The 26354-nt window shown below is 40.7% G+C and carries 22 protein-coding genes; 7 read left to right on the top strand and 15 right to left on the bottom strand.

The window, feature by feature from the left end:
• Positions 1 to 1884 precede the first annotated feature (1884 nt).
• From OWEHO_RS17700 to OWEHO_RS02375, 12 genes are all read right to left on the bottom strand, one after another.
• A complete protein-coding gene (locus OWEHO_RS17700) occupies positions 1885 to 2469 on the bottom strand; it encodes a DUF3347 domain-containing protein (protein WP_014200870.1) in 585 nt (194 codons plus the stop codon).
• Positions 2470 to 2491: 22 nt separating this feature from the next.
• A complete protein-coding gene (locus tag OWEHO_RS02425) occupies positions 2492 to 4261 on the bottom strand; it encodes an efflux RND transporter periplasmic adaptor subunit (RefSeq protein WP_014200869.1) in 1770 nt (589 codons plus the stop codon).
• A gap of 7 nt (positions 4262 to 4268) precedes the next feature.
• The gene (locus OWEHO_RS02420) at positions 4269 to 6305 is read right to left on the bottom strand and encodes a copper-translocating P-type ATPase (RefSeq protein WP_014200868.1); all 2037 of its coding nucleotides are present in this window, start codon (positions 6303 to 6305) and stop codon (positions 4269 to 4271) included.
• Positions 6305 to 6763 (bottom strand): DUF305 domain-containing protein, encoded by a 459-nt coding sequence (locus OWEHO_RS02415; protein WP_014200867.1) that lies wholly within the window; start codon positions 6761 to 6763, stop codon positions 6305 to 6307. The genes OWEHO_RS02420 and OWEHO_RS02415 overlap by 1 nt, the downstream gene beginning before the upstream one ends.
• Positions 6764 to 6784: 21 nt before the next feature.
• Entirely contained in the window at positions 6785 to 8011 is a 1227-nt protein-coding gene (locus tag OWEHO_RS02410) for a TolC family protein (protein WP_014200866.1), read from the bottom strand.
• Between the two features lie 19 nt (positions 8012 to 8030).
• The gene (locus OWEHO_RS02405) at positions 8031 to 11843 is read right to left on the bottom strand and encodes an efflux RND transporter permease subunit (RefSeq protein WP_014200865.1); all 3813 of its coding nucleotides are present in this window, start codon (positions 11841 to 11843) and stop codon (positions 8031 to 8033) included.
• 89 nt (positions 11844 to 11932) lie between these two features.
• Positions 11933 to 12358 carry an HYC_CC_PP family protein gene (locus tag OWEHO_RS02400; RefSeq protein ID WP_014200864.1) on the bottom strand — a complete coding sequence of 142 codons (426 nt, stop codon included), beginning with the start codon at positions 12356 to 12358 and terminating at the stop codon, positions 11933 to 11935.
• A gap of 105 nt (positions 12359 to 12463) precedes the next feature.
• Positions 12464 to 13504 carry a cytochrome-c peroxidase gene (locus OWEHO_RS02395; RefSeq protein ID WP_014200863.1) on the bottom strand — a complete coding sequence of 347 codons (1041 nt, stop codon included), beginning with the start codon at positions 13502 to 13504 and terminating at the stop codon, positions 12464 to 12466.
• Positions 13505 to 13510: 6 nt separating this feature from the next.
• Positions 13511 to 14605 (bottom strand): cytochrome-c peroxidase, encoded by a 1095-nt coding sequence (locus OWEHO_RS02390; RefSeq protein ID WP_143764468.1) that lies wholly within the window; start codon positions 14603 to 14605, stop codon positions 13511 to 13513.
• A 10-nt stretch (positions 14606 to 14615) separates the two neighbouring features.
• Entirely contained in the window at positions 14616 to 15572 is a 957-nt protein-coding gene (locus OWEHO_RS02385) for an MbnP family protein (protein ID WP_014200861.1), read from the bottom strand.
• Between the two features lie 110 nt (positions 15573 to 15682).
• Entirely contained in the window at positions 15683 to 16111 is a 429-nt protein-coding gene (locus tag OWEHO_RS02380; RefSeq protein ID WP_014200860.1) for an HYC_CC_PP family protein, read from the bottom strand.
• Positions 16112 to 16213: 102 nt separating this feature from the next.
• Entirely contained in the window at positions 16214 to 16423 is a 210-nt protein-coding gene (locus tag OWEHO_RS02375) for a heavy-metal-associated domain-containing protein (protein WP_014200859.1), read from the bottom strand.
• Between the two features lie 155 nt (positions 16424 to 16578).
• On the opposite strand from OWEHO_RS02375, the gene OWEHO_RS02370 reads away from it, so the two are divergent.
• The 6 genes from OWEHO_RS02370 (at position 16579) to OWEHO_RS02345 (ending at position 24061) form a co-directional block, all read left to right on the top strand.
• Entirely contained in the window at positions 16579 to 19722 is a 3144-nt protein-coding gene (locus tag OWEHO_RS02370) for an Eco57I restriction-modification methylase domain-containing protein (protein ID WP_014200858.1), read from the top strand.
• Between the two features lie 2 nt (positions 19723 to 19724).
• Complete coding sequence (locus tag OWEHO_RS02365; protein WP_014200857.1) at positions 19725 to 20360, top strand: hypothetical protein; 636 nt, start codon at positions 19725 to 19727, stop codon at positions 20358 to 20360.
• A 9-nt stretch (positions 20361 to 20369) separates the two neighbouring features.
• On the top strand, positions 20370 to 21143 hold the full coding sequence (locus tag OWEHO_RS02360) for a HipA family kinase (protein ID WP_014200856.1): 774 nt from the start codon (positions 20370 to 20372) through the stop codon (positions 21141 to 21143).
• Positions 21140 to 21997 (top strand): DUF3037 domain-containing protein, encoded by an 858-nt coding sequence (locus tag OWEHO_RS02355; RefSeq protein ID WP_014200855.1) that lies wholly within the window; start codon positions 21140 to 21142, stop codon positions 21995 to 21997. The genes OWEHO_RS02360 and OWEHO_RS02355 overlap by 4 nt, the downstream gene beginning before the upstream one ends.
• Before the next feature lie 139 nt (positions 21998 to 22136).
• Positions 22137 to 22814, top strand: coding sequence for a response regulator transcription factor (locus OWEHO_RS02350; protein ID WP_014200854.1), 678 nt, complete (start codon positions 22137 to 22139; stop codon positions 22812 to 22814).
• Positions 22811 to 24061 carry a sensor histidine kinase gene (locus OWEHO_RS02345; RefSeq protein WP_014200853.1) on the top strand — a complete coding sequence of 417 codons (1251 nt, stop codon included), beginning with the start codon at positions 22811 to 22813 and terminating at the stop codon, positions 24059 to 24061. The genes OWEHO_RS02350 and OWEHO_RS02345 overlap by 4 nt, the downstream gene beginning before the upstream one ends.
• A gap of 238 nt (positions 24062 to 24299) precedes the next feature.
• Here OWEHO_RS02345 and OWEHO_RS18580 read toward each other — a convergent pair whose 3' ends face one another.
• From OWEHO_RS18580 to OWEHO_RS02335, 3 genes are read right to left on the bottom strand one after another with little or no spacing between them, the layout of a single operon-like run.
• Entirely contained in the window at positions 24300 to 24506 is a 207-nt protein-coding gene (locus tag OWEHO_RS18580) for a GDCCVxC domain-containing (seleno)protein (protein WP_014200852.1), read from the bottom strand.
• Positions 24506 to 25105: a mercuric transport protein MerTP gene (gene merTP / locus OWEHO_RS02340; protein WP_014200851.1), complete on the bottom strand. Its 600-nt coding sequence runs from the start codon at positions 25103 to 25105 to the stop codon at positions 24506 to 24508. Before merTP ends, OWEHO_RS18580 begins: the two co-directional genes overlap by 1 nt.
• Positions 25102 to 25476, bottom strand: a complete 375-nt coding sequence (locus OWEHO_RS02335; RefSeq protein ID WP_014200850.1) for an ArsR/SmtB family transcription factor — start codon at positions 25474 to 25476, stop codon at positions 25102 to 25104. The genes merTP and OWEHO_RS02335 overlap by 4 nt, the downstream gene beginning before the upstream one ends.
• A 366-nt stretch (positions 25477 to 25842) precedes the next feature.
• Between OWEHO_RS02335 and OWEHO_RS02330 the strand changes: the two genes are divergently transcribed.
• Positions 25843 to 26295 (top strand): PepSY-like domain-containing protein, encoded by a 453-nt coding sequence (locus OWEHO_RS02330; RefSeq protein WP_014200849.1) that lies wholly within the window; start codon positions 25843 to 25845, stop codon positions 26293 to 26295.
• Positions 26296 to 26354 lie beyond the last annotated feature (59 nt).

Below are 26354 nucleotides of genomic sequence, written 5' to 3'. Positions count from 1 at the left end.
AGATCCTTTTCCATAGTTCACATTTTACCAAATTCAAGATATGAACAACTATTATTGAAGTACTAATATGTTCCTTTTCTTTCTCTTTAGAGGAAAAACTTTCCTAGCTTGAGGTGTCAAAACCGCATTCTACCGTCCAATAAGTTTGACCACCCAAAGGGGAAATCAGTCCATTAATTCGGGTAATAAAAGCCTTCCTTCAAATTGAACTCCCAGAAACAACCCACCTCTACCGAGCAAGCAAGCAAAGCCTTTATTGAAGTGCTAATATGTTCCCTTTCTTTCTCTTTAGAGGAAAAACTTTCCCAGCTCGGGGTGTCAAAACCGCATTCTACCGTTCAATAATTATGACCACCCAAAGAGAAATCGACCCAGTGACTTTGGATAAAAAATCTTTCATAAATAAATTCCCAGAAATCAACCACCTCGAGTGAGGAGGTAAGTAAAGCCTTTCAATTTATATAGAGGAGCACCGGCTCAAATGCCTCCCTAAAACCAACCTCTCGTTATGACAAATATAATAAACACTTAGCAACAAACAAAGGATGTTAGTGAAATTATCCTATCGGATATATGTTTGAAGTTTATGTATACTTTAATGATTATTTTTAACACAATATTTTTTCCTATTATAATATACCTTTAACACTTCCTTTTTAGATGGATGAGGTGCTCTCTGAGGTATCCAAGGGTTAAGGTCATTATTTACAGATTTCCTTTCCTTAGACTGCCCCTCCTCTCCATATCGTGGATCTGGTTTATATGGCAATTTGGCCATTTGCAGAATTTCAATGGTGGGAAAGTGAAAGTCAACGGCTACTTTGTCTCCTCATAAACTGCAATCTCAACCACTAATTCATTCCTCTATTAGCCCACTTTCACGTACTCCCCAATTGGATTGAAATATCTTATAATGTTACATTTAGTTGGAATATACCCAGCAAAGTCAAGCTTAGAAATCACATCAATACCATCCATTTCCCACCTTATTCCTTCTTTGTTCCCATTGAATATCTAAGAGTCATGTACTGCGTTACAAACTGTTGCAAGCATTATTTGTCACCCTATTTATTAAGCATGTCGTTCTTCTTATTATGGAATATGCTTCAGTCAAATCCAAAAATTTCAGTCTTCGATAATGTGACAGTCACTGTGGAGAATAACAGGCTAACCTGAAAAGGCACCGTTGCAGCCGTTGCAATGGTACAAACACATTATTTGGCTCATCCACTAACCTGGAATCCACCTAATGATCAAGGTATTATAATTAACAACTCCTAAAAACCTATGAAACATGCAATCTACCGTTGCCATATCGCAACGGCACGCAACGGCTATCTTATTGGAACTTCAAATGCCAATTAACTTGATCAATATACACCCAAAAATTTTCTTTCTCCTAGTAGTTTTTTGGAGCCTTTCCTAGGGGATAAATAAAGAAGTTACTGACTACCATTGGGCGGACTGACCGCAGCTACCTCTTCCCTATTTTTAGCTGTGCCATAAACTTCCAACATTCCTCACAGAACTATAAACCTTTTAATAATTTAATGTTACTATCCAGGCCCCTTTATAAAGTCACACCCAATGTAGTTGTTAAGCATTATTATAATGCAACGGCAACAACGGGTATTAATAAGGGATGCATGAATTTATAGCAACAGTAATCAACGGCTAGAAACGAGGGTAATTTGAACCAAATAAAAGTAGAAATGGAGGTATCCAAAGATCCCCGGTTGAACCGATATTGCCTGGCGCTCTACCTGCGTGCCATTTATTATAGGATCGATGGACTCATTAATTTAAACTTAGGAATTTTATGCTAAAACACTTTTCCCTTGTGCTCCGGTTAGCTCCAAGAAGTACACTTTACTCTAAACATTTTTAAATCTTCTTCTGCACTCTGCCGCATTTCAGCATCTTTTCTCCAAAGTAAGGGTTAAACACATCTTTGCTATTGCTTACCCAGTCAGCTCCTTTGCCATCAAAGGCCATTGGGCAATGTTGGATATACAAATCCTGGCCCGTTTTCACTTGAGTATTTAGAGCAACTACATTTTTAGTCAATACTTCAAAATGATCTCTCTGATGTCCAATTTCGGTGGTACCGCTAATGTGCTCAGCATCAAAAAGCAATTTCTTACACAGTTCATCTTCCGTGCCTGTCAATACACTTTGCATTTTTGCAGCAGCAGCCTTCGCTCCCTCTGCATCATCATTTACCAAAGCATCTTTTACAGCCAAGTAGTCTGTAGTGATGGATGTCACCATTGCCGCATCAAGACTAGTTTTGGCCATAGTTGTTTCGGTATCGGCTTCATGATGTTCCATATCACCTGAATGCTCATGCCCTTCATGCTCATGCATCTCATGGCCGGCTTCATTGTGCGTGCCTTCTGCTGCATTATTACAAGCAGTGGTGGCCATTGCCAAGGCTATCACCAGTACTGACACATTGATCTTTTTCATTTTTCTGAATTTAAATTAACAATTATTGAATCTTCCTTTTCACGTCCCCGCACTTCAGCATCATATCACCGTAGTAAGGATTCATAACTTCTTCTGAGTCACTTAGCCAATCACCCCCTTGGTTATTATCAGCCATAGGGCAGTTTAGCACATAAATAGGTTTATCAAAGGGGCCAAATGTTTCGGCTATTTGCACCATTTCTTCTGATACACGCAAAAAAGCCTTGCGCTGCACATCAATGTTGGCCTCGCTATTAAACTTGGTCATTAATGAACGTAGCACAGGCAAAGCCTCCATCCATTTAGCATGAGCCATCTCGTTCATTTCGCCCATCTTCACTTTGTCCAATGCAGCTTCCATTTTAGCAGCGGCTTTTACAGCCACGTTTTTATCAGAAGTCACCAATGCATCTTTTAGCTCAAAATAGGATTGCAGCACCGCAGATATTTCCTTTTTCGTTGCCTCAGAGATGTCCATGTTCATCTCCTTCGCCTCAGACTTTCCTTCAGCAGAAGACATTTCCATATTACCATGATTATGGCCTGTCATTACAGCTCCACCCTTCGGATTCATCATGCTTGGCTTTCCGGCCAATTGAGCCGCTGCATCCACCGTAAAAGTTCCATTTATTACCACTCGCTCACCTACTTCCAAACCGCTGGCTATAGAATAGCCATTTCCTAAAGATGGCCCCAACAACACTTCGCGCAGTTCATAAGATGGCTCCTCATTATCTCCATCCTGAACATATACTACCGACCTTTCACCTGTCCACATAACGGCAGTTTTAGGCAATATCAATTCGTTTGTATTACTCAAATCCGATTGAACATTAGCTACAGCAAACATTTCAGGTCTTAATTTTCCATCTGTATTTTTCACCTCCACACGCACACTCGTTACTCGCGTTTGTGCATTTACCGTAGGGTTTACAAAAGTTATTTTCCCAGAAAAATTCTTGCCCGGAAGGGAAGCAACGGTGAAACTCAGTTCATCATCCACATCAACAAAATTCAGGTCGCCTTCATAAGCATCAAAAACCACCCATACCTTGCTTAAATCGGCAATAGTAAAAAGAGCTTCACCTTTTTTGAGGTAATCACCCACATTCACTTTTTTATCCAGCACTATGCCTGATCTATCCGCGTAAATCCCAATGTTTTCCATCACCTTTCCACTTGACTCCAATTCCTTAATCTGGCTTTCGGCCACTCGTAAAGATTTGAGCTTTTCTAAAGAGGCCTGATACAGTGCTGGCTGCTTATCTTTTATTTGAACGGCTTGCAGCAATTCCTGTTGGGCAGCAATTAATTCGGGAGAATATATGCTCGCCAACTTTTGTCCGGCTTTTACGTCTTCTCCGGTAGTGTTCACCAGCAACTCTTCTATCCGGCCATCTACATGAGATGGTTGCGTTTTCACCAGTCTTTCATTTGGCATCACCTTTCCATTCAGTCGAATGCTTTTTATCGCATTTTCCTTGCCCACCACTATGGTTTGAATGTTAGCCAATTTAGCAGCCGTTGCACTCATCTTTACCGCCATTGGGTTATCCTTGTGGTCAGCTCCCTTTGCTAAGGGAATGAGATCCATCCCACAAATAGGACATTGCCCTGGTTCCTGTGATCGGATTTGTGGATGCATTGAGCATGTCCAGGTTGTGGACTCATGCTCATGCTCGGCTTCTTTGGCTTTAGGATTCTCCTTTGAGCCACCAAAAAATAAAGCGCCAATAAACACACCAGCCACCAAGGCTAGAGCTATCCAAACTTTTGAACTTACATTTTTCATACTCTCCTTACTTTAAACTTCTTCGTAATAATTGAGCATTGACAGCACAAATAATTGTACTTAAACTCATCAATGCTGCTCCTATAGCGGGACTTATCATTATGCCTTGCTGATACAGAACTCCTGCAGCCAGTGGAATGGCAACTACATTATAGCCTGTGGCCCAAACCAGGTTTTGAACCATTTTTTTATAAGTGGCTCTCCCAAAAAGTATGAGCCTCGAAATATCTTTTGGACTACTTTCGGTTAAAATAATATCAGCAGTTTCAGCCGCTACATCGGTACCCGATCCTACTGCAATACCCACCTCTGCTTTTGCCAATGCCGGAGCATCATTCACTCCATCCCCAGTCATGGCCACAAAATGACCTTCGCTCTGAAGCTTCTCAATAATTTCTGATTTTTCATGTGGCAACACCTCACTATAATAGCCATCCAATGAGAGTTTCCCGGCCACAGCTTTGGCTGTTTGCTCATTGTCGCCCGTTGCCATATACACTTTTATACCTACCTCTTTTAACTGCTCTATGGCTGCTCTACTCTCTTCACGTATTTGATCTGCCAGAGAAACAAAGCCAATTAACTCTTTGTCTTTTAGTACAAACACCACCGTTTCTACATCTTCATTAAAAGCATTTTTAGGAATATCAATATTCTCACCTTCTAAATATCCCGGACTTACTATTGCATAAGAGCCTCCATTTACTCTAGCCATTACACCCTTTCCCTTTTCAGCTTTAAAATCAGACACCGATGGTAATTCCAGTTCCCGGGCCTTTGCCTCCTTCACTATCCCCTTGGCTATAGGATGCTCTGAACTACCTTCTATTGCGGCTACTATTTTCAGAAAATCACTCTCGCTCATTCCATCCTTCAATACCTCCACACGGTTTACACCAAAATTCCCTTCGGTGAGCGTTCCTGTTTTGTCAAATACTATAGCATCAATCTTCCTCGAATTTTCGAAAGCCGTTCTATTTCTAATCAACAAACCATTTTTTGCCGACAAGGCAGTGGAAATTGCCACCACCAACGGTACAGCCAATCCCAAAGCATGCGGGCAGGTAATAATCATTACCGTTACCATCCGCTCTAAGGCAAAATCAAATCCAAGATTGCTAAGCGTGAGCCATGCTACAAGTGTCATTACCCCTGATGCCAAAGCGATGTAGGCCAACCAACCGGCTGCTTTATCCGCAAGATTTTGTGTTTTAGACTTTGTCTTCTGTGCTTCCTCCACCAGCTTTATTACCTTTTTCAGATAACTGTCTTCTCCAGCAGTAGTCACCTCTACCTTCAGCGCACCATCACCATTAATAGAACCACCAATCACTTTGTCACCAGTAGTTTTTTCCACGGCCTTACTTTCGCCCGTCAGGGCACTTTCGTTCAGCTCAGTGTGTCCTTCTTTTATCCGCCCATCTGCGGGAATTTTCTCGCCTGGCTTTATCAGAATTAAATCTCCCTTTTTAAGATCATTAATTTTAACCTCTTTGGTTTCATTGCCTTCCATCAAGTGGGCAGAAGCGGGCATAAGCTGAGCTAATTTCTCCAAAGCCTTGGAAGCCCCCATCACCGATTTCATTTCCAGCCAATGACCAAGCAGCATGATGTCAATAAGTGTTACCAACTCCCAGTAAAAGACTTTTCCGCTAAGGCCAAAAGAAACAGCCGTGCTATATACCCAAGCCACAGAGATAGCGATGGCAATCAGCGTCATCATCCCAGGGCCACCAGCCTTCAGGTCGCTAACCAGTCCTTTGAGAAATGGCCAACCACCGTACACGTAAATAATCGTTGCCAATGCCACCGAAACATAGGTCATCCCCATAAAGCTGATGCTAAAGCCCAGTAAATCCTGAAGCATGGGCGAAAACAAAAGCACTGGTACGGTTAACACCAGACATATCCATAAGCGCTTTTTGAAATCATTTATCATAGCGTTATGATCATGTCCCTCATGGTGATGATCGCTGTGGTCATGCTCCATATCATGATGCTTATGGTGGCCATGCTCCTCTATTTTTACCTTGTCATCCTTCATTATTTTGTAGCTTCAAGTCTCTTAATAATTGCTTCCATTTGAGCGATCTCGCGCTTCTGAGCTTCAATGATATCCTTTGCCAGCTTTTTGGTTTCAGGATCTTTTAATTGTGCATTTTCACTAACTAAAATGGCCGAGGAATGATGCGGAATCATTGCCTTCATATATTGTATATCCTTAACCGTGCTTTGGCTTCGTAGTAGAAAAAGGCTCACACAAAACACCAAAATGGCTCCCCCAATTATCATGGCATTTTTCGTTTTATTCTTATACATCGAAAGCATAAATAAGAGCATAACAATGGCCATCGGTGCCACCATCAAAAAAGTCATAAATATTCGTGTTTGACTGATGTATATGTGGTTCATTTCTACCACATTCAAAAACATCGTTGAATACATCAAAATGAAGGAACATCCCATCATTAATAAGAACTTGCTGTACATTGATTTGTCCATTGTGATATTGATTTAATTAAATTATTGCTCGTTTACATTGTAGTTCAGATATTCCATAATAGCCTGTTTATCCAAATATTTTCGGTAGGCCATCAACTTCAGTTTTTTATACTGAATAAGTTTTTGCTGAAGTCGTAACACCTCTTCAAATTCCACCCTATCATTAGTATAGTCCGTTATCACCAACTCCAAGGTTTTATTTACCAAAGTAATTTCCTCGCTATACAGTTTCATTTCATCATTGGCCTGTTGCAGTTCATAAAACTGCATATCACGCTTTGATTCCAATAGATCCCATTCATTTTGTGCATCCAGCTGATATTGTTTTTTCATAAACTCAGCCGATTTTATGGCTCCTGAATATTGCTTTCGCCAAATGGGGAGACTGATAGAAACCATCGGCATTACCACATCATTTCCATTATCCGGCACCACCATATCCGTGCGTTCATCTACCACCACATAATCTACACCCAATCCTATTTTAGGTAAGCCACTCTTTTTTGCCGCTTTGCTTTGAAACTCGGCTCCCTTTTGTAGCTCTGTATATTTGGCCACACTGGGGTGTGAAAGACTATCGGTAGAAACCAAGGCCTGTTCTGACACCTCTATAGTGTCAATTAATGTTACCATCGCATCCACTTCTCGATTGATCTGCCTGTTAAAAACTCGCTGCAGGGGAGCCATTTGATCATATAGAATTTTCAGCCTAGTAGCCGATTCTTCCATTTGAATTTGTACCCTATAGGCATCAGATAATTTTGCTGTGCCACTACTTATTCTTGAAGTGGTAAGCTCTTGATAGCTTTTAAGTATTTCAAGATTCTCACTTTCCAATTTGATGAGTTTCTGTAGTTCCCACAGCTTATAGTAATCCGATTTCAGCTCACTCATCAATTTCTCACGAGCATCAATAAACTGGAGATAGTTGGCCTGAGCAACGGCTGCGGCAGCATCTCCTTGTGCCGAAAGGCTACCAAACCACGGAAACATTTGCGAAAGCGAAAACTTCATGCGCTGCGGGCCAACTCTCGTTTCTACAGGTTTTATAAAATAACCAAATGACAATGTGGGATCGGGCAAACCACTGGCCTGAGCCACACGCTCAAGGCTGGCTTCAAAAGCGGTATATTTTGCCTGAAGGCCAAGGTTATTTTCTGCCGCTTGCGATAAATATTCCTGTAAAGGGTCTTGAGCACCTGCTTGAAGTGTCAAAAACCAAAATGCTATGAACCAAGTCTTTTTCATTTTCTAATTTTTAAAGTCCTTACAGAGCACTACTTTCCTCGCTTTGCTTATTCAATAATTTCCTTTCCACCCACATGGAGTAAATCACGGGTACCACAAAAATGGTGATGGTAGCAATCGTCATCCCTCCAAAAGCAGGAATGGCCATAGGTATCATTATATCCGATCCTTTTCCGCTGGAAGTAAGAATAGGCACAAGCGCAATAAGCGTGGTAGCTGTGGTCATTAATGCCGGACGTACTCTGCGCTGACCAGCCTCAATCACCGCTGCTCTGATACCCTCTCTCGTTTTGTCCACCTCTTTTGCAAAACGTTGATCTAAATAAGTGGCCATCAGTACACCATCATCGGTAGCAATGCCAAACAGAGCTATAAACCCAACCCAAACGGCCACGCTCAGGTTTATGGTTTTTACCTGAAATAAGTTTCTAAGGTCAGTTCCAAAAAGCTGGAAGTTCATAAACCAATCTTGGCCATAAAGCCACAGCATGATGAAACCGCCTGCAAAGGCTACGGCAATCCCGCTAAAAACCATCATGGATGTGGTAACAGATCTAAACTGAAAATACAGGATGAGGAAAATGATAAGAAGCACCACCGGCACCACAATGCTCAAGCGCTTTTCCGCACGAATCTGATTCTCATAGTTTCCAGAAAAACGATAACTCACTCCGGAAGGCACCTCCAGTTCGCCATTATCAATGGCCATTTGTATCGCATCTTGAGCATCATTTACCACCGTTACTTCAGAGTAGTCACCCGTTTTATCAAACAGTACATAACTGGTCAAAAAGGTTTCTTCACTTTTGATAACCTGTGGCCCTTTTACAAACTCCATACTGGCCAATTGCCCCAGCGGAATTTGCACCCCCTGCTTATTGGTCACCAAAATCTCTTTGATTTTTTCAGGATCATCGCGCAGCTCACGTGGGTATCTTACCCTTATCGGGAAACGCTCACGGCCTTCTACCGTTACTCCAATCTGCATTCCTCCAATTCCGGTTTCTATACTCTTTTGAACATCCTCTACCGAAAGGCCGTAGCGAGAAATTGCATTTCGATCTATGTCTATTTCCAAATAAGGCTTACCCACTACTCGATCCGCAAACACGGCCTCTTTTTTCACAGAAGGAACCGTTTTAAGGATAGATTCCAGCTGGAATCCAAAGTCTTCAAGAGTTTTTAAATCCGGCCCCTTTATTTTGATTCCCATGGGTGCGCGCATACCTGTTTGCAGCATTACCAATCGCGTTTCTATGGGCTGTAATTTGGGCGCAGAGGTTACTCCCGGAAGGTTCGTCACGTTAACAATTTCATTCCAAATATCATCTGGAGACTGAATGTGCTCACGCCAGTTTCTAAAATACTCTCCGTCCTTATCCTGCTGTAGCTTTTCAAAATCTAGATCCATGGCCATAATCTCTTCCCTTGAAATTGACTCACCCGAACGCAGGAGGTATTTACCATCTTCGTCTACCGCAAATCTCAACCTTTGCCCATCCTTACCTACGGCATATTCAGGTTTGTAATTGATGATATTTTCATACATCGAAATGGGTGCTGGGTCTAATGCACTTTCAGCACGCCCCATTTTACCAACCACCATTTCCACCTCAGGAATGGTATTTACCCGCATGTCAATTTCCCGTAGGGTTTTTAGATTTTCTTCCATCCCGGAATGGGGCATAGAAGTAGGCATTAGCAAAAATGAACCTTCATTAAGTGCGGGCATAAACTCTTTACCCGCTCCCGGAAATGTTTCATTCATCGCCACCCATGGTCTGGTTTCGCGTAAGTTCCACCCAATACTTTCTGCACCATTGGCTATAAAACCAAATACCTTATTAAATCCTAACCAAGTCATCACACCCAGTACCACAATCACTAAGGGTATGCTCAAAAAAGTCTTCTTATGGTAAAGACACCAACTAAGGATGGATTTGTAGTAGTAGATGATGATGCTGAAAAAGCCGAGTACCAAACCTGAAAGGATGGCTACAAAAATGATGTTTACAACAAGACCTGCACCAACACCAAGAGGCATCCAATACTCTGCTAGCACCCATACAATGGCGATAAGCACTACGATGGCCGTGCTGTGTTTTATATACCAACGCTCAGAAGGCTTATGTTCTTGAAGGATTCCGGCAAGAGCTAAAAGCAACGTTACAACCCCTCCCAAAACTGACCAAAAGAGGATAATAATGCCTAATGGAATAAGTAGATAGCTGAGCCACTGCCTTGCGGATTTGCGCTTAATACCAAGACCAAAAAGCCAATGCAGCAAAGCTGGCATGATAAACAACGCCACAATTACCGCCCCAACCAGAGCATAGGATTTGGTGAAAGCCAAGGGATGAAATAACCTCCCTTCTGCAGCTTGGAGGGTGAACACCGGAATGAAACTTACAATGGTGGTGCTAACAGCTGTCACAATTGCTCCACTCACTTCTGCAGAAGCTCGATACACCCTCTCCAACAGCGTGTCTCCTATTTCTTCATCAATGTATTTAATCACGTTTTCCGTGAGTATAATACCCAAGTCGACCATAGTACCAATAGCAATGGCAATTCCGCTCAAGGCCACAATATTGGCATCCACGCCAGTGTACCGCATGGCTATAAATACCATCAAAATGGCCAATGGAGTCAGGCTGGCAATAGCAATGGAAGCACGGAGATTTATTACCATCACAATTATTACAATAATGGTAATTAAGATTTCTAAAGTAAGAGCCTCCTCAAGTGTCCCTAAGGTTTCATAAATCAATTGAGTACGATCGTAAAACGGAACGATGGTTACTTTAGAAACGGTTCCATCTTCTAAAACCTTGCTCGGCAAGCCCGCCTGCATTTCGGCAATTTGGCCTTTTACATTTTTAATTACTTGTAAAGGATTGGCTCCGTATCTGGCTACAACTACCCCTCCTGCTACCTCAGCTCCTCCTTTGTCCAAAGCACCTCTGCGAGTAGCTGGCCCGAGTGTTACCACCGCCACATCCTTAATTCGTATTGGAGTATTGTCAACGGATCTGATAACGGCATCTTCTAAATCCTTTACCGTTTTGATATAACCCAGGCCACGAACCAAATACTCGGCTTTATTTATTTCTATGGTTTTGGCACCTACGTCTCTATTGGAATTTTTCACCGCAAGCATCACATCCTGGAGACCTACATTGTAAGCACGCATAGCGTCAGGGCGTACGTCCACCTGATACTCTTTTACGTAGCCACCAATAGAGGCCACTTCAGATACTCCCGATGCTGAAGACAATCCATACTTTACGTAAAAATCCTGGATGGTTCTTAGTTCATCAAGGCCCCAACCTCCTGTTGGATTTCCTGCCGTATCTCTACCTTCTAGCGTGTACCAAAACACCTGTCCCAGTGCGGTAGCATCAGGCCCTAAAGCAGGCCGTGCATCATCAGGCAATAAGCCCGATGGCAGCGAGTTGAGCTTTTCAAGTATCCTTGATCGACTCCAGTAAAACTCAATGCCCTCATCAAAAATGATGTATATGCTGGAAAACCCAAACATGGATGAGCTACGAATAGATTTCACTCCCGGAATCCCCAAAAGCGAAGTTGTAAGCGGATAGGTGATTTGATCTTCAATATCCTGAGGTGAACGACCAGGCCAGTTGGTAAAAACTATTTGCTGGTTTTCACCTAAATCAGGAATTGCATCTACCGGTACTGGGTCGCGAGGTAAACCCGTTAACTCCCAATCAAATGGAGCCGTCATTATTCCCCAGCCAATAATTAATACCGCCAAGAGTGCTGTTACCAGCTTATTCTCGAGAAAAAACTTAATTACATTATTTAACATGATTCATCTGTAATGCGTGAATGGTTTTAAAAAACACATAACAATCCGGCACCTACAACAAGAAAGGCGCAGATTAGCAAAACAGAATTCTAAATCAAGAAAGTTTGAATAAATACAGGAATATCTACCCGTATCAATGGAGGCTTATAATTGTGGAATTTTGAAGAAAGACCAGCATCCACAGAATAAAGCTGGCTATAACTTATCACAAAGGCTGCGATAAACTTGAAATCAGGACTAAAGTCCAAAACAGAAGAAGATAAAGTTGTCTCATGCTCCTGTCCTTCAATTTTTACTTCTTTGTCATCACAACATCCCTTCTTTTTTGAAGGGCTCATATTAGCATGAAAAGGACATGAAGATGCTTCTTTATTCACAGCATGCTCACAAGGCGTGGCTTTATCAAACAAAGAGAAGCTTTGTAATTTATCTCCACAAAAGTGCATACCTATATTGAAGCTCATTGAACTTAGCAATACCTGGAAGGCTAGAAATATGGAAACAATCTCTTTCATTGTAAATAGCAAATTAAGACATTTTTAGATAAGTTGGGTTTATACTTTTCAGGATTTACTTTATATAATTTCAGTTGATTTTGCATATCTATCAAACGATTAACTCTATTCTTTGAACAATGTATTACTGATAAATTCATCATCAGTAAGACTCTCTAAAAAAGCCGCCAAATCAATTTTTTCCTGTTGCGATAAGTTCAGTTCTTGCACACGGGAGCTCTTGTTCGGATGATTTTTTCCACCCGAATTATAATGCTCCACTACATCCATCAAAGTTTGAAACTTACCATTGTGCATATATGGCGCAGTAACTTCCACATTGCGTAAGGATGGCACTTTAAAAAGTGACTCATCTCCCGGTAACCCAGTCAACCGCATTCTACCGGGATCGCTATACACCGTATCCAAGCCATTATTTTGAAAAGAATAATCCGTGAAATTAAACCCGCCATGACAGCTTCCACATTTGGCTCTTTCACTAAAAAAAAGTTGCATCCCTCTTTTTTCGCTTTCGCTTAAAACGGTTTTATCACCTTGAAAATGATACTTATCGTATCTACTGTTTCCACTAATAAGGCTACGCTGAAAAGTAGCAAGGGCACGAGTAATCACAAAAGGATCTACTTCGCGATTATAAGCCTCAGTCGCCATTTTTTGATATTCCGCATTAGCAGATAACAACTCAGCGATGAGCACCATATTATGTGCAAACTCATTCTCTTCCTGCACGGGCACTGGCACCTGCATTTCTAAAGTAGGCACATTTCCCTCTCGCAAATAATATGGGTGATAGCCCACATTGGCAAGTGAAGGGGCATTTCTTACCCCGGGCCGGTTTTCTACGCCAGGGCTAAAATCCCTATCATCGGCAAATGCCAAATTTGCCTTGTGACAACTGGCACAGCTAATGGAGTTATCCACGGATAAAATAGGATCGTAAAAGAGCTTTTTGCCCAGTTCCCATCTCTCCCTACTAAACTGATTATCCTCGGGAAATGGCATTTCAGGAAAGCCTTCTGGAATAACCATTATACCTCTACCCTGTAGCTGCGGTATGGCTTCCTTCTTACAAGCCAAAAAGAATATGGATGGCAACAAAATTGCTGCCACCAATATTCTCCTATTTCCTGTAAAATCAGTTTTCATTGGCTATTAAAAGGGATCGCTATACTCAGGGTTAGTAAGTAAAACCTCATCCGTCAAGGTTTTTAGAAAAGCAACTAAATCGGCTTTGTCTTGGGCAGTCAATTGCAGCCCGCCTGATACTCTTGTATAATCCAGTGCAGGATCAACTGTAGATGAAGCCTTGATTCCACTATTGTAGTGTTCTACCACTTCTTCCAAAGCCTTGAACCTACCATCATGCATATATGGAGCTGTAACCTCTACATTGCGCAAAGACGTAACTTTAAATTTCCCACGATCTGAGGCATTACCAGTTACTTCCTCTCGACCTATATCCTGCATATTTGCATCGCTATCCAAACCATTGTTCATATATAAGTCATTCTCAAAAGTTCGTGTGGTATGGCAATGAGCACAATCTGCTCCCGAAAGGCTAGGAAAACCTGGGTTAAACTCATCAAAAAACAAAGCTCGGCCACGTTCTTCACTTGCAGTCAAAGTAGCTTCTCCTCGCAGAAAACGGTCATACTTACTCTCTACTGAAACTATGGAATTCATAAACTGCTCAAGCGCCAAAGACATTTTCTCAGAAGTGATTTCCTCACTTCCAAAAGCACGCATAAACTGATCACGATATTGCTTTTCAGCCTTGAGCTTAGCCACATTATTTTCTAAGGTTTCATTCATTTCCAAAGGATCCTGAATGGGCATTAAGGATTGATCACGTAACAAATGTGATCTACCATCCCAAAAGAATTCATTGTTATGCCACGCCATGTTAAACACAGCCATGGCCTGCCTCTTTCCTGGAAGTTTTTCTACTCCAATAGAGAGCCTAGCCGTATCTGTAAAAGCATGTTCCTGTCGATGGCAGCTGGCGCAAGACATACTCCCGTCTTTAGAAAGCTTCTTTTCGTAAAACAACATTCTACCAAGCAGTACGCCCTGCTTGGTAAGTTCATTATCCGGTGCTATACTTGGCTCTTCAAAATCGCCAATGGCCAGCCTATAGGGTGTGGTATCATACTCCACGCTGCTGTCACTTGTTGGTTCTTTTTTGCATGATTGTGCACTCACAATAGCCAGCCCAGCCACAAGTGTTAGGATTACAATTTTCTTCATACTCATACTCCTATTTCACAATTAGTTTTTGGGTATAAACCACCTGCCCATTTTCAGTAAGGCTTACAATATAAATTCCGGTATGCTTGATGTTTAGCTCATTGTGGCCAGAACTATTCAAGGATTGCTCCAGTACTTTACGGCCAGTGATGTCGCTCACGATGATGGAACTCGAACTGGTGTTACTATTCTCCATAATCACATTTACCTGCCCATTTGATGGGTTTGGCGACATGTTAAATGTAGCTGCAACCTTCTCTTCCAAACCAACGGTAGCTGACCCTTCAGAAAACACTTCGGTTTGAAAATTACCTAAAGCCATGGGAGCTTGCTGATCTTCTCCATGATAATTAAGTGTAGAGTTTACCGTAATATCCTTGAATATTTTCTCATAGTTTGCGTCAAGAGCAATGATAAGATCGCTACCTACCATGGTACCTGCAGTACTTACCGTTGTATAATCGTAATTTTTATCACCCAAAGCATGCAACTGCCACGTTTGACTCATACCTGTACCAGAGTTTCCTTCAAGTGCTGCAAAACGATAGCCCGCAGCCCAGCCCCAGTGCATAGATGGCATCTGAAAGCTAAGTGGATGACCACCCACATAGGTTGATGGGTCAGAGTGATTTTTAGATCCATCGACACCAATCCCAAAAGTTACGGACTCAAGAGTGGTAAAATTGAAACTACCTAACAGCTCATTTACAGCTTGATCGCCTCTTACCAAAATATAGGTATCAGCAAGTGTAGTATCCTGCCCGCCATCGTAGGTTAGTTTTATTTCAGATATATAATACTCCAATCGGGTGAACTCAAATGCATCATTCAGATTATTAGCAGTTGGGCTGCTGTAAGCAAAAGCACTTCCGGCAAGCATTTGATTAATTTTAAAATAAACATTGGTTTGACCAATAGCCAGGCTTCCAAGCCCCAGCATTATAAAAAGGGTAAATAGTCTTTTCATCTTGAAAAAATTATAGGTTTAATAAAAATGAGAAATGTGTAAAAACACAGATTACCCGTTCAACTGACGAATCACTTCGCGTTGCGGGTATACAGAATAGACGAGAAAGTCTAAATCAAAAAGGACTGAATAAGTACAGGGATGTTCCGCCTTATCAAGGGCGGTTTGTAATTGAGATAAGCAGGATCTACCTTAGGCTCAACCTGAGCCCAGCTTCCAAGCTCCACAAGAGGGGGAACTATAATTTGAAGCTGTGTGTTAAACCCGTTCCAGTATTGATCTACTGTTGTAGTAATATCCAATGCTTCCATTAAATATTCACGGTCATCGCAGCAGCCTTTTGAATCACTCTCTTCCGATTTGGAGGAATGACAAGCTGGAACATCTTCACCATCATGAGCAGCATGTGCACAAGGTTGTGCTTTGCCAAATAAGGCCATGCTCTTTAACTCGCCTCCACAAAAATGCACCCCAAAATGGAAGTTCATAGTGCTGAAAAGCAAATTGAAAATAACTGCTATGGAAAGAATAAATCTCACGGCCTCTAAATTAGGATTTTTTCATTTAGTCCATCATTTAGCTTAAAATCACCTCACATTCATACCTTCACCCAAGAGGTTCTTCAGCAACAAAACCCTTTACTAATCAGGTTTTCCAGTATATCCCGCTTTCTTTAAATTTTCTATCACCTCATCCTCTCTCGCCCCATCAAGTTGCACGATGAGTACTTTATCTGGGCTGGCTAAATCCACACTCCACCCCTTCACACCATCCATATTATCCAAATATGGCTTTACCTTTTCCTCGCATCCAGCGCACTTTATGTTTGTCTTTAATCTTAGCTCCTTCATAGTTTTTAATTTTTCTTTCTACCAAAGGTATTATCCGCTATTTGCTTCTACTTTACACAATTCTTGATTATTGTTATATCCAACTTTTTAGTATCTGATTTTTTCCCTTCATTATCGTAATATAGCGCCTCAACTCAATATCATTCACCCCTTACATGGCTCTATTTCAAACTAAGGTTCTAAAAGATTATCTCGACAAGCAGGATTCTAAAGCTATTGATAAAGCTTACCGAACCTTTACTGCCTATTTTCAAAATTCTGAAGTACAACGAAATATAAGGTCGAGCAAAGAAGAACAGTTTCAAGCTACCTTTTTGTCGAAGCTGTTTGTAGATGCTTTGGGCTACACACTTTTTCCTGACCCTAAGTATAACCTCACCACCGAGCATAAAAATGAAACCGGTGCCCAAAAAGCTGATGGTGCTATTTTGGCTGGAGCTAAAGGCGGAGGAGGAAAGGCGGTAGCCGTAATCGAACTCAAGTCTACCAAAACCAAAGACCTTGAAAGCATACGCAAACAAGCCTTTGACTACAAAGCCAACCATACCGATTGCCGCTATGTTATCACCTCCAACTTTGAAAAGTTGCGATTTTACATCAATGATGCGGTTGAGTGGCTCGAGTTTGACCTATTTCATCTTAGCCCGGCAGACTTTGCTACGCTCTACCTGTGTTTGCACAAAAACAATTTGCTGAACGATGTGCCTCAAAAGGTGAAAGACGACTCACTGGTACAGGAAGAAAAAATCACCAAGCAGCTGTATAAAGATTACTCCCTCTTTAGGATGGAACTATATCGCGACCTGGTGAAGCGCAACCGCAGAAATCCACAGCTCAAGGAACTTTCAGAAAAGTCAATAAAGTTTACCCTTTTCAAGAAAGCCCAAAAACTGCTCGACCGTTTCCTCTTTATCTTTTTTGCCGAAGACCGCGGCCTCATACCGCGAAACATGGTGGTAAAGATCAACGAGGAATGGAAACAGCTACAGAATATGCAGGTAGATCAATCGCTGTATGAGCGCTACAAGATTTACTTTACCAACCTGGACAAGGGAAACCCTAAACACGACATATTTGCCTACAACGGTGGCTTGTTTTTGCCCGACCCCGTACTCGACACTATTGAGATAGATGACGACCTTCTCTTTAAGCATACCACTACACTTACGGCTTATGATTTTGAAAGCGAAGTAGACGTAAACATCCTCGGGCACATTTTTGAAAACAGCCTCAACGAAATTGAAAGCGTAGCTGCCGAAATTGAGGGTGTGGACTTTGACAAGCAAAAAGCCAGACGCAAAAAGGACGGTGTTTTTTACACGCCAAAATACATCACCAAATACATTGTAGATAATACGCTGGGCAAGCTGTGTGACGAAAAGAAAAAGGAACTGGAAATAACCGCTGAAGTGTATGAAAATGCCAAGCAGCGTAGCAAAAAGCGCCTGAATAATTTGCAGCTGTACCGTGATTGGTTGCTGCAACTCACCATTTGCGACCCCGCCTGTGGCTCCGGGGCCTTCCTAAACCAGGCATTGGAATTTTTGATAGCCGAGCACCGCTACCTTGACGAACTAAGCGCCACCTACAATAAGGATGCTTTGGTACTGAGTGATATTGAAAACTCCATTTTGGAAAACAACCTGTACGGAGTAGATTTAAACCAGGAAAGTGTAGAAATAGCCAAGCTCTCGCTATGGCTACGCACTGCACAGCGTGGCCGCAAACTTACTTCGCTGAGCAGTAATATAAAATGTGGAAACTCACTGATAGATGCCGTAAAGGTAGCAGGCGACAAAGCCTTTAAATGGGAAAAAGAATTTCCGCAGGTATTTGCCAAAGGTGGTTTTGATGTGGTGATCGGGAATCCGCCTTATGTGAGACAAGAGTTGTTGGGTGACTTCAAAGAGTACTTCGAGAAAACTTACAAGGTCTTTGAAGGAACATCCGATCTTTTTGCCTATTTCTATGAAAAGGGCTTTGCTATTTTAAAACCAAGTGGTCAGTTTGGTTTTATCTCTAATACATTTGATAAAACTAAAGCTGCGGTAAAACTGAGAAGTTACTTGCAGTCACAGGTTACTTTTAATTCATACATAGATTTTACTGAGGTGCAAATCTTTGAAGGAGCTACGACCTACCCAATAATTTTGATAGCCCAAAATTCTGCACCCAAGAAACAGGTCTTTACTTATCGTAAAATCAAAAAAGCCCAGGTTTCAGAAATTGTTAGTAACCATGCTATTGAAGTTGACCAATTTTCTCTAACTGAAGATAGTTGGAGTTTTAATTCTGTAGCTCTTGCTACCATTATTGATAAATTAAAATTACATTCTACAATCCGCTCGACCATTAGTAAATGTTTTTATGGAATAAAGACTGGATTCAATGAAGCCTTTATTATTGACCTTGTAACTAAGAAGAAACTGGAAGAAGAGCATTCCAGTTCTTCAGAATTGATTAAACCATTTTTTGAAGGAAAAGATCTTACGAAATGGCACTCCGCTGAAATTGATAAGTTCTTAATCTTCACCAGAAGAGGCACAATTATAGAGGACTTTCCCGCTATAAAAACATACTTAGAACAATTCAAAGAGAGACTTACTCCACGGAATAGTCCAGAAATAAAAGTTGGACGAAAAGCAGGCCCGTACAAATGGTTTGAGATTCAAGACTCTGTTGACTATTATAAAAAATTTGAAGCGGGGAAGATAACTTGGCCAAACCTTCAAAACAGGAGTAAATTTTCTTTGGATTTAAGCGGATACTACATTAATGCTCCATCCGTAATTCTGCCTTCTGACAGTAAAGCACTTCTATGCATCATAAACTCGAAACTAATTTGGGAATTTCTCAAGTCAATTTGTGTGGTAAGAAGCGGTGGTTACATAGAGGTTAAGCCACAATACTTTGAGCAAATACCAATCCCTCCTTTAGCTAATGAAGCTCAGTTTGAGGAACGTTGCGATCAGATAATTGTCAACACAGAAACTATTCAGCAAACGCAACAGAGTTTATTGCAAGTGCTTACTAATCGCTATCCAATGGAAAAACTTTCTGGTAAGCTCCAAAACTGGCCCTCATTAGATTTCAAGGGCTTTTTGAAAGAACTACAAAAAGCCAAGGTAAAACTAAGCCTGGCCGAAGAAGCCGAGTGGATGCCTTACTTCAACCAGCAAAAACAACAGGTGCAAGCTCTGCAAGCCCAAATTGATACACTGGATAAAGAAATAGACCAAATGGTGTATGCGCTGTACGGCCTTACTGAGGAGGAAATTGAAGTTGTGGAGAATAGTTGAGAATGGAATCAGCAGTAAACATAATTAAGGCAATAGACACGGAATTAATTCAATCTGAAAAGGATTGCTTAAGCCTCGCCCAGGCTAATACTCTTCTAATCCGTCACTCTATGATGACCAAAGTTGAAAGAAGCAACGGTGAATTGAAGCGGTTATTGGAAAATGGAGAAATACCTCATGCCTACCAAACAACCGAGAAACCAAGGCAGTGGTTTATACCCTTATCCCATAGAGGCAGAACGGAGAAAAAAAAGGCTGAGACTAAGTACACCAAAATTGAAAATCCAAATCAAAAGAAGCTTCCTGTTGGATGTGCTTTTTTTTCAGGCCTCATTATCGTATTCCTATTAGCTGTATTCCTCTTTTCAGACTCCGAAAGCAGCAGAGTTACATACTATGCAAATAGAACAACGTATGCTGCCACTAGCAAAGCAGCCTATAATGATATGTTTCAATATGCCTTAGATAATGACAATGAAGCACTGAGTTTACTCATGATTCAAGGTGAATTGGTATTGATTAGAGAAGAAACTGAGCTTTATCTTATTGAAACTGATGGGCTAGGTACTGGAATATTCAGAAAGAAGGGTTCTACCCAGCAATTATGGTTTTCAACAGATTTTGTAGATAAAAAGTAAATTGGCCTAATGAAGATTCCCTCGTACACAGCTTTCCGTTTCATCAACACCTTAGGCGGTGGCACCACAAGGCCTTGGCTCATTGAGGTAGATACTGGTAAAGCAAACCCTGAATTATACGTGATGAAGCTTTTCCCTGATAAATTTTTGCAGCAACAAAATTTTATTGCGCACGAGGTAATGGGTTCCATCTTGGCAAAAGAAATGGACTTGCCCACCCCAGATATCGCTTTAATTAAACTCTCCGAGTCCTTTAAAGCTACTATCCCTACTGAACAACTGCCAGATTTACAGCAGTGCAGTGGTAAATTGTTTTTTGCCACCAAATATACCCTCGCTACCGAATACTCTCAAACGCTACAGTTGCGTTATCTTACAAAAGATGATATTCCGACCATCCTCGCGTTTGATATGTTGATTTATAACATCGACAGAACTAAGCGTAAACCAAATTTGTTATTTTGCGAAAAGAAGTTTTATGTTATTGATCATGAAGGTGCTTTTGCTCATGCTCATCCAGATAGAAACCAAATTAGCTTTATACTTAAAAACCATCTACTATATAACAAAAGCAAATCTTTACTGCGTAGAAATGATGACTGTTTCGACTCCTTCCTATTTTATTTAGAAGGACTTCGTTTCAATAATCTAACTGCCGCTTTAAGTCAGCTAAAAAGTTTAGGTCTTTCGGGCGTCAAAGAGCAGGATTGGGTGGAATATATTTCCAAAGTGAGTAAGGAGCCGTCAAAGTTTATAAATTTGCTCAAGGAGCTTTTACAATGAATAAGCAATTTTCATACAGCATTTTAAAATACAGACACAACCATGTGGTTGAGGAAAGTCTGAATATTGGTGTGCTTTTTTTCTTTGCTGATTCACCAAAAGTTGTCTTTGTGGCGCCTCCACATATCAAAAGATTGTCACATGCTTTTCCAGATGCTCCAATTCAAAGTGTCAATGCGTTGCTAAAATCTTTTAATAGTCAGGCTCAAAAACTTAGCGAGAAGGCTATTAGTTACCTGAATGATTATGATAGTCTTATCTCTGAATGGTTTCTAACGCCCAATGGATCCTCTGTTTATTTTGATGGTTTTCGCCAGGCTCCTATCTGGAAAAATGAGACTGAAACTATAAATTACTTCACCACTAAATATCTTGCCGGATATGGTAAATCCCTAACGGAAAGCAAGGTCACGGTTCATTCGGAGTCATACATCCTGAACAAGTACAAGCAACTTTTAGCCGACAATAGCGGTGGCCGTCAATTAAACGCCTTTGTGAAAGAAGAAAAGATAGAAGTAAAAAACGAGCTTATTAGCTTCACCTCTGATTCCTACTGGCAAAACGGCACCCAAAACCTGGTAAAAGCAGTGTCTTTTGATCTACAATCAGAAGATGGGATTGAAACCAAAGCTTTAGCATTGGCTAAAAAGCTTGAGGTTCTAAGCTCTGTCTTACAAGATAATCAGCAACGTGTTGACCTACTACTCAGCAAACCTTCTAATCGAGATTTAATCGGTGTTTATAAAAGTGCTACCAGCATTCTACAACACACTAATGCCCCACATAAATTAATTGAAGAAAAAAAACTGGTTCAATATACTAACAAGGTATTGACTGACGCCATTGAGATTTAACATCAGATTATTCATTTTTCCTTCCCAACCTTAATCTCTTACTTTTCTTTTATTCAGAATTCCTTTAGATTTTATCGGCTACTTTGCATTTACGAACCATCTTAAGGTTTCATATCTCTGCTAAAAAAATGATGTCTACATGAAAGTGCTGATTATAGAGGATCAATTTGAGCTTTTGGCCGATATCTCCACTTTCCTGAAAGGGCAAGGATATCAATGTGAAATAGCTTCAACATTTAACGAAGGTGAAGACAAAATTGCCCTCTATGAATATGAAGCTGTGATTCTGGATATTGGTCTCCCTGGAGGCAGTGGCTTAGATTTGCTAAAACAACTCAAGGCAAAAAATAGCCAAACCTCCATACTTATTCTTTCTGCCAAAGATTCATTAGATGATAAACTGGTTGGACTGCAAATAGGCGCGGACGACTACCTCACCAAACCTTTTCACATGGCAGAGCTCAACGCTCGTATTCATGCCTTAGTGCGAAGAAACCTCGGAAAAGGTTCTCCCGTGATACAGTTTGAAGAAATAAGCTTGAATACCATCTCACATCAGGTTGTGGCTGGCCATACACCTTTGGATCTCACCAATAAAGAATATCAACTTTTAGAGTACTTTCTGATTAATCCCAATCGGGTTCTAAGCAAACAGGATTTAGCCGAACACCTATTGGGCGAAAATGCCGATCTGATTGATAATTTTGACTTCCTTTATGTACACATGAAAAACCTTAGAAGGAAAATTAAAGCTGCCACAGAAACTGAATACATCGCCACTATTTATGGATTAGGATATAAACTTTGCACGCCATGAAACTTCTATCCGTAACAGCAAGGGCTAACCTTATTGGAATTGTGGCAGTGCTGATTGCCTCGGCCTCTATTTTGTTCATCAGTTTGCGCTTTGTGGTACTTGAAGAATTGCATGAACAGCTTACCTTAAAAGCTCAGCGTATTGAATCAGCTATTTCCCCCGGACATGAGTTTTACGACCCCTTCACTAGCATTCAGGAATTAAGCGGTGAAGATGTATCCCTTGGTGAAGATGTGTTTTCGGATACCTTGATTTATGATGATACTCAAAACGAGTATGAAGATTACCGAATGCTGGAAACTGTCCGCAATGTGGATGGTCGCCTGTATCGCATAAAAACGGCTACCTCGCGTGTGGAATGGGAGGAATTTTTGGGAATCATATTCGCTGTTTTTCTTGGAATTTCGGCATTACTGCTCATTGTTATGCAAATAATCAATCAGCGTTTGACGCGAAAAATATGGACACCTTTCTTTACCAATCTAAAGAGGGTTCAGTCCTTTTCATTGCAAAGCAAGGAGGCGATTCAATTTGAGGAAAGCAGCGTACAGGAATTTACCGAGCTCAATGAAGTACTGGAAAGAATGACATCCAAAGTACAGCAGGACTATGGCGCATTAAAAGATTTTACAGAAAATGCTTCGCATGAAATTCAAACTCCATTAGCGGTTATCCTATCCGGTTTGGACCAGTTAGGGCAAAGCCCAACCTTGGATGAGGCCGCTGCTGCACGAATTGAAACGATAAAAGGAGCGGCAACGCGGCTGAGTAAGCTGAACCGCAATTTGCTTTTACTTACTAAGATTGAAAACCGACAATTTTCTACTGCAGAAACACTGAACCTGAAAAAGGTATTACGGAGCCATTTGGAAATGATGGAAGACCTTTTTGCCACCAAAAAAATCCTTCCAACAATAGAAATTGAAGAAACCCTTAGCGTAAAGGCCGACCCTGCTTTGCTCGATATTTTGATTGGAAACCTTTTGGCCAACGCTTACCGCCACAGCGAAAACAGAGCGCAGGTAAATGTAACTTCAAAAACTAATCGTTTAGTTTTTTCAAACACAGGAAACCCGTTGAACATAGATCCCGAAAAGCTCTTTGAGCGATTTTATAAAAGCTCCACTACAGAAAGCTCTCAGGGTTTAGGGCTTGCCATTGTAAAGCAAATTTGTGAACTCTACGGCTGGGAAATCATCTATAGTTACACGGAAGGGAAGCATTGTTTTGTGGTGGGGTTTAAATAATGGTTAATCTATAAAGCGGATTAAATCACGAACCTTTAGGTTAATGACAGACCTTAAAATTTATGTCATTCATTGCGTTTAGCACTTCAACAACTATATTTTATATGCATGATTACCCACTGCATTTATTCCGATCAGCTTGGTTTTGAGCCTTGGCAAAGACATACTCCTTTACAATTTTTGGTGTAGAATTGGCTTGTCCCAGTTACAAACATGTATGGCTTTTAGCGAGGGCTTTTTAACAACAACTTTTACTTTCTTGAATTGGTGGACAAGCAACTGTTCCGTATGAGCAATAAACACAGCAATCTCCTTCTTTTGGTTTCAAAACCGTTTTACAATTCTCGCATTCGTAGAAAAATTGACAAGCGTTTGTTGGCATATCTTCTACTTTTTTATGTCCGCAATTAGGACAAGTGATTTCTGATTTTAATTGGACTTCCATTAGTTTTCTTTTTTGTCGGTTACTTTATAGCCTGTTGAGTTAATTGCTTTCTCGATTTCTGTTTCGTTGGTTTTTGTTTTGTCAAATTCAACGATTGCATTTCCATTTTCATAAGACGCTTTTGAGTTTACAATTCCGTTGAGTTTATTTACTTCGTGATTTACGTGTTCTTCACAACTCGCGCAGGTCATTCCACTAATTGTAAATTCGGTTGTTTTAATGTCCGATTTGTCAACTACGATTATTTGCTTTTCCGAGTTTGGGTAAAAAATTCCAGAATAATATGGGAAAGCCAACATTACAATTGCAAACAGAGTTACGATTCCTAAAAATTTTTTTGATTGAATAAACTTTGGTTTTTCGTCCGTCTCACAATCACAGTCTATTTCTTTTTTAGGTTTAAGTTTTTGATACCAAGCAAAGCCAAGAACTAACATTGTCAGTCCAATTAAATAAGGTCTAAAAGGTTCAATCCAGGAAAATGTTGAAGCAATTCCGCTTGTTCCTGCTATTAGAGCCAAAACAGGTGTAATGCAGCATAATGAAGCTGTAATTGCAGTTAACAAACCTGCTCCGATTAATTTATTGCCACTTTTCATATCGTTTCTAAAATTTTGTTTTCATCAAGTATCTCAAAAAACGGATTTAGCATGTTTTCGTATTCAGTTGTGAGTGAGTAAAAAATGGTTTGAGCATCTCTTTCTGTTTCTAATAGACTTCGATCTTTCATTTTCCTTAAATGTTGAGAAATAGCAGAAATATTCATTCCGAGAATGTCGCTCAAATCGCAAACGCAAAGTCTTTTTTCCTTAAAGATTAGGTATAGGATTTTAAGTCGAACGCTGTTCCCCACCAATGAAAGTCCATTTGCCAAATAGTCGAATGACTCGCCTAATTCCGAAACGGTGTCTTTGCAACGGTTTACTTGCTCTATATCCGCTTGTTGTCTTATGCAAGAATTATTTTCCATAAAGCAAATTTACACTTTTTGCTTATTTAAGCAAATACTTAAATAAATATGAAGCCATAGGGAATTTTAGCCCTTTTGGTTTTTTATAGCGTTGGATGCCTTTCGAAAAAAACTAATGTGTCAAGTAATGAACGGTTAGTCTTCAGCTTGTCAGTACCTCTAGCTTATACTGACATGTTCTTTATATCTTTTATGTGATTAGCCCCGAACCTCTTCCAGGGCCTTGCTTGTAAAGCTAGATTATTTTGCGAATACAAGCCAATCCGTTTTCTTCAAAACTCTGACTGAGTTTTACAACACTACATTTTCTTCCCCTTCAGATTGTCTTTAGAATCGCCATTTACTTTAGCCTAAAATTCAAACATCATGAAGAAATTAAGTCTAGGTATCATACTCGCATTATTTGGAATTACAGTGGCTTGCGCCCAGCAAAAAGTTCCTGCCGAAGTTCAAAAATCATTCAACGAAAAATTTCCCAAGGCCAAGTCCGTAAAGTGGGAAATGGAAAATGCCTCAGAATGGGAAGCTGAGTTTAAAATGAATGGCAAAGAAAAATCGGCAGGTTTTGACCTACAAGGAAATTGGCAACAAACCGAGACCGAGATTAAAGTAGCTGAACTGCCTGATGCGATTACCAATGCCATCAAAACTCAATTTTCAGGCTATAAAGTAGAGGAACCCGAAATGCTGGAAATGGCCAATGGTGAAGTAGCTTATGAAGTTGAACTTGAAAAAGGAAAAGAAGAGTGGGAAGTAGTTTTTGCAACGGACGGCTCCCTAAAAAGTAAAAAACAGTTACAAGATGATAATGAAGATTGATTGAGGTTAGTTTAGATTGAAAGACAGCCTCGCTTGGTTTCAAGGGTGGGGCTGTTTTA

The sequence above is a fragment of the Owenweeksia hongkongensis DSM 17368 genome (assembly GCF_000236705.1).
In the GTDB taxonomy this organism is placed as follows: Bacteria; Bacteroidota; Bacteroidia; order Flavobacteriales; family Schleiferiaceae; genus Owenweeksia; species Owenweeksia hongkongensis.
Note: the sequence above shows the minus strand (reverse complement) of the source record. Positions and strands in the feature narration are given on the sequence as shown.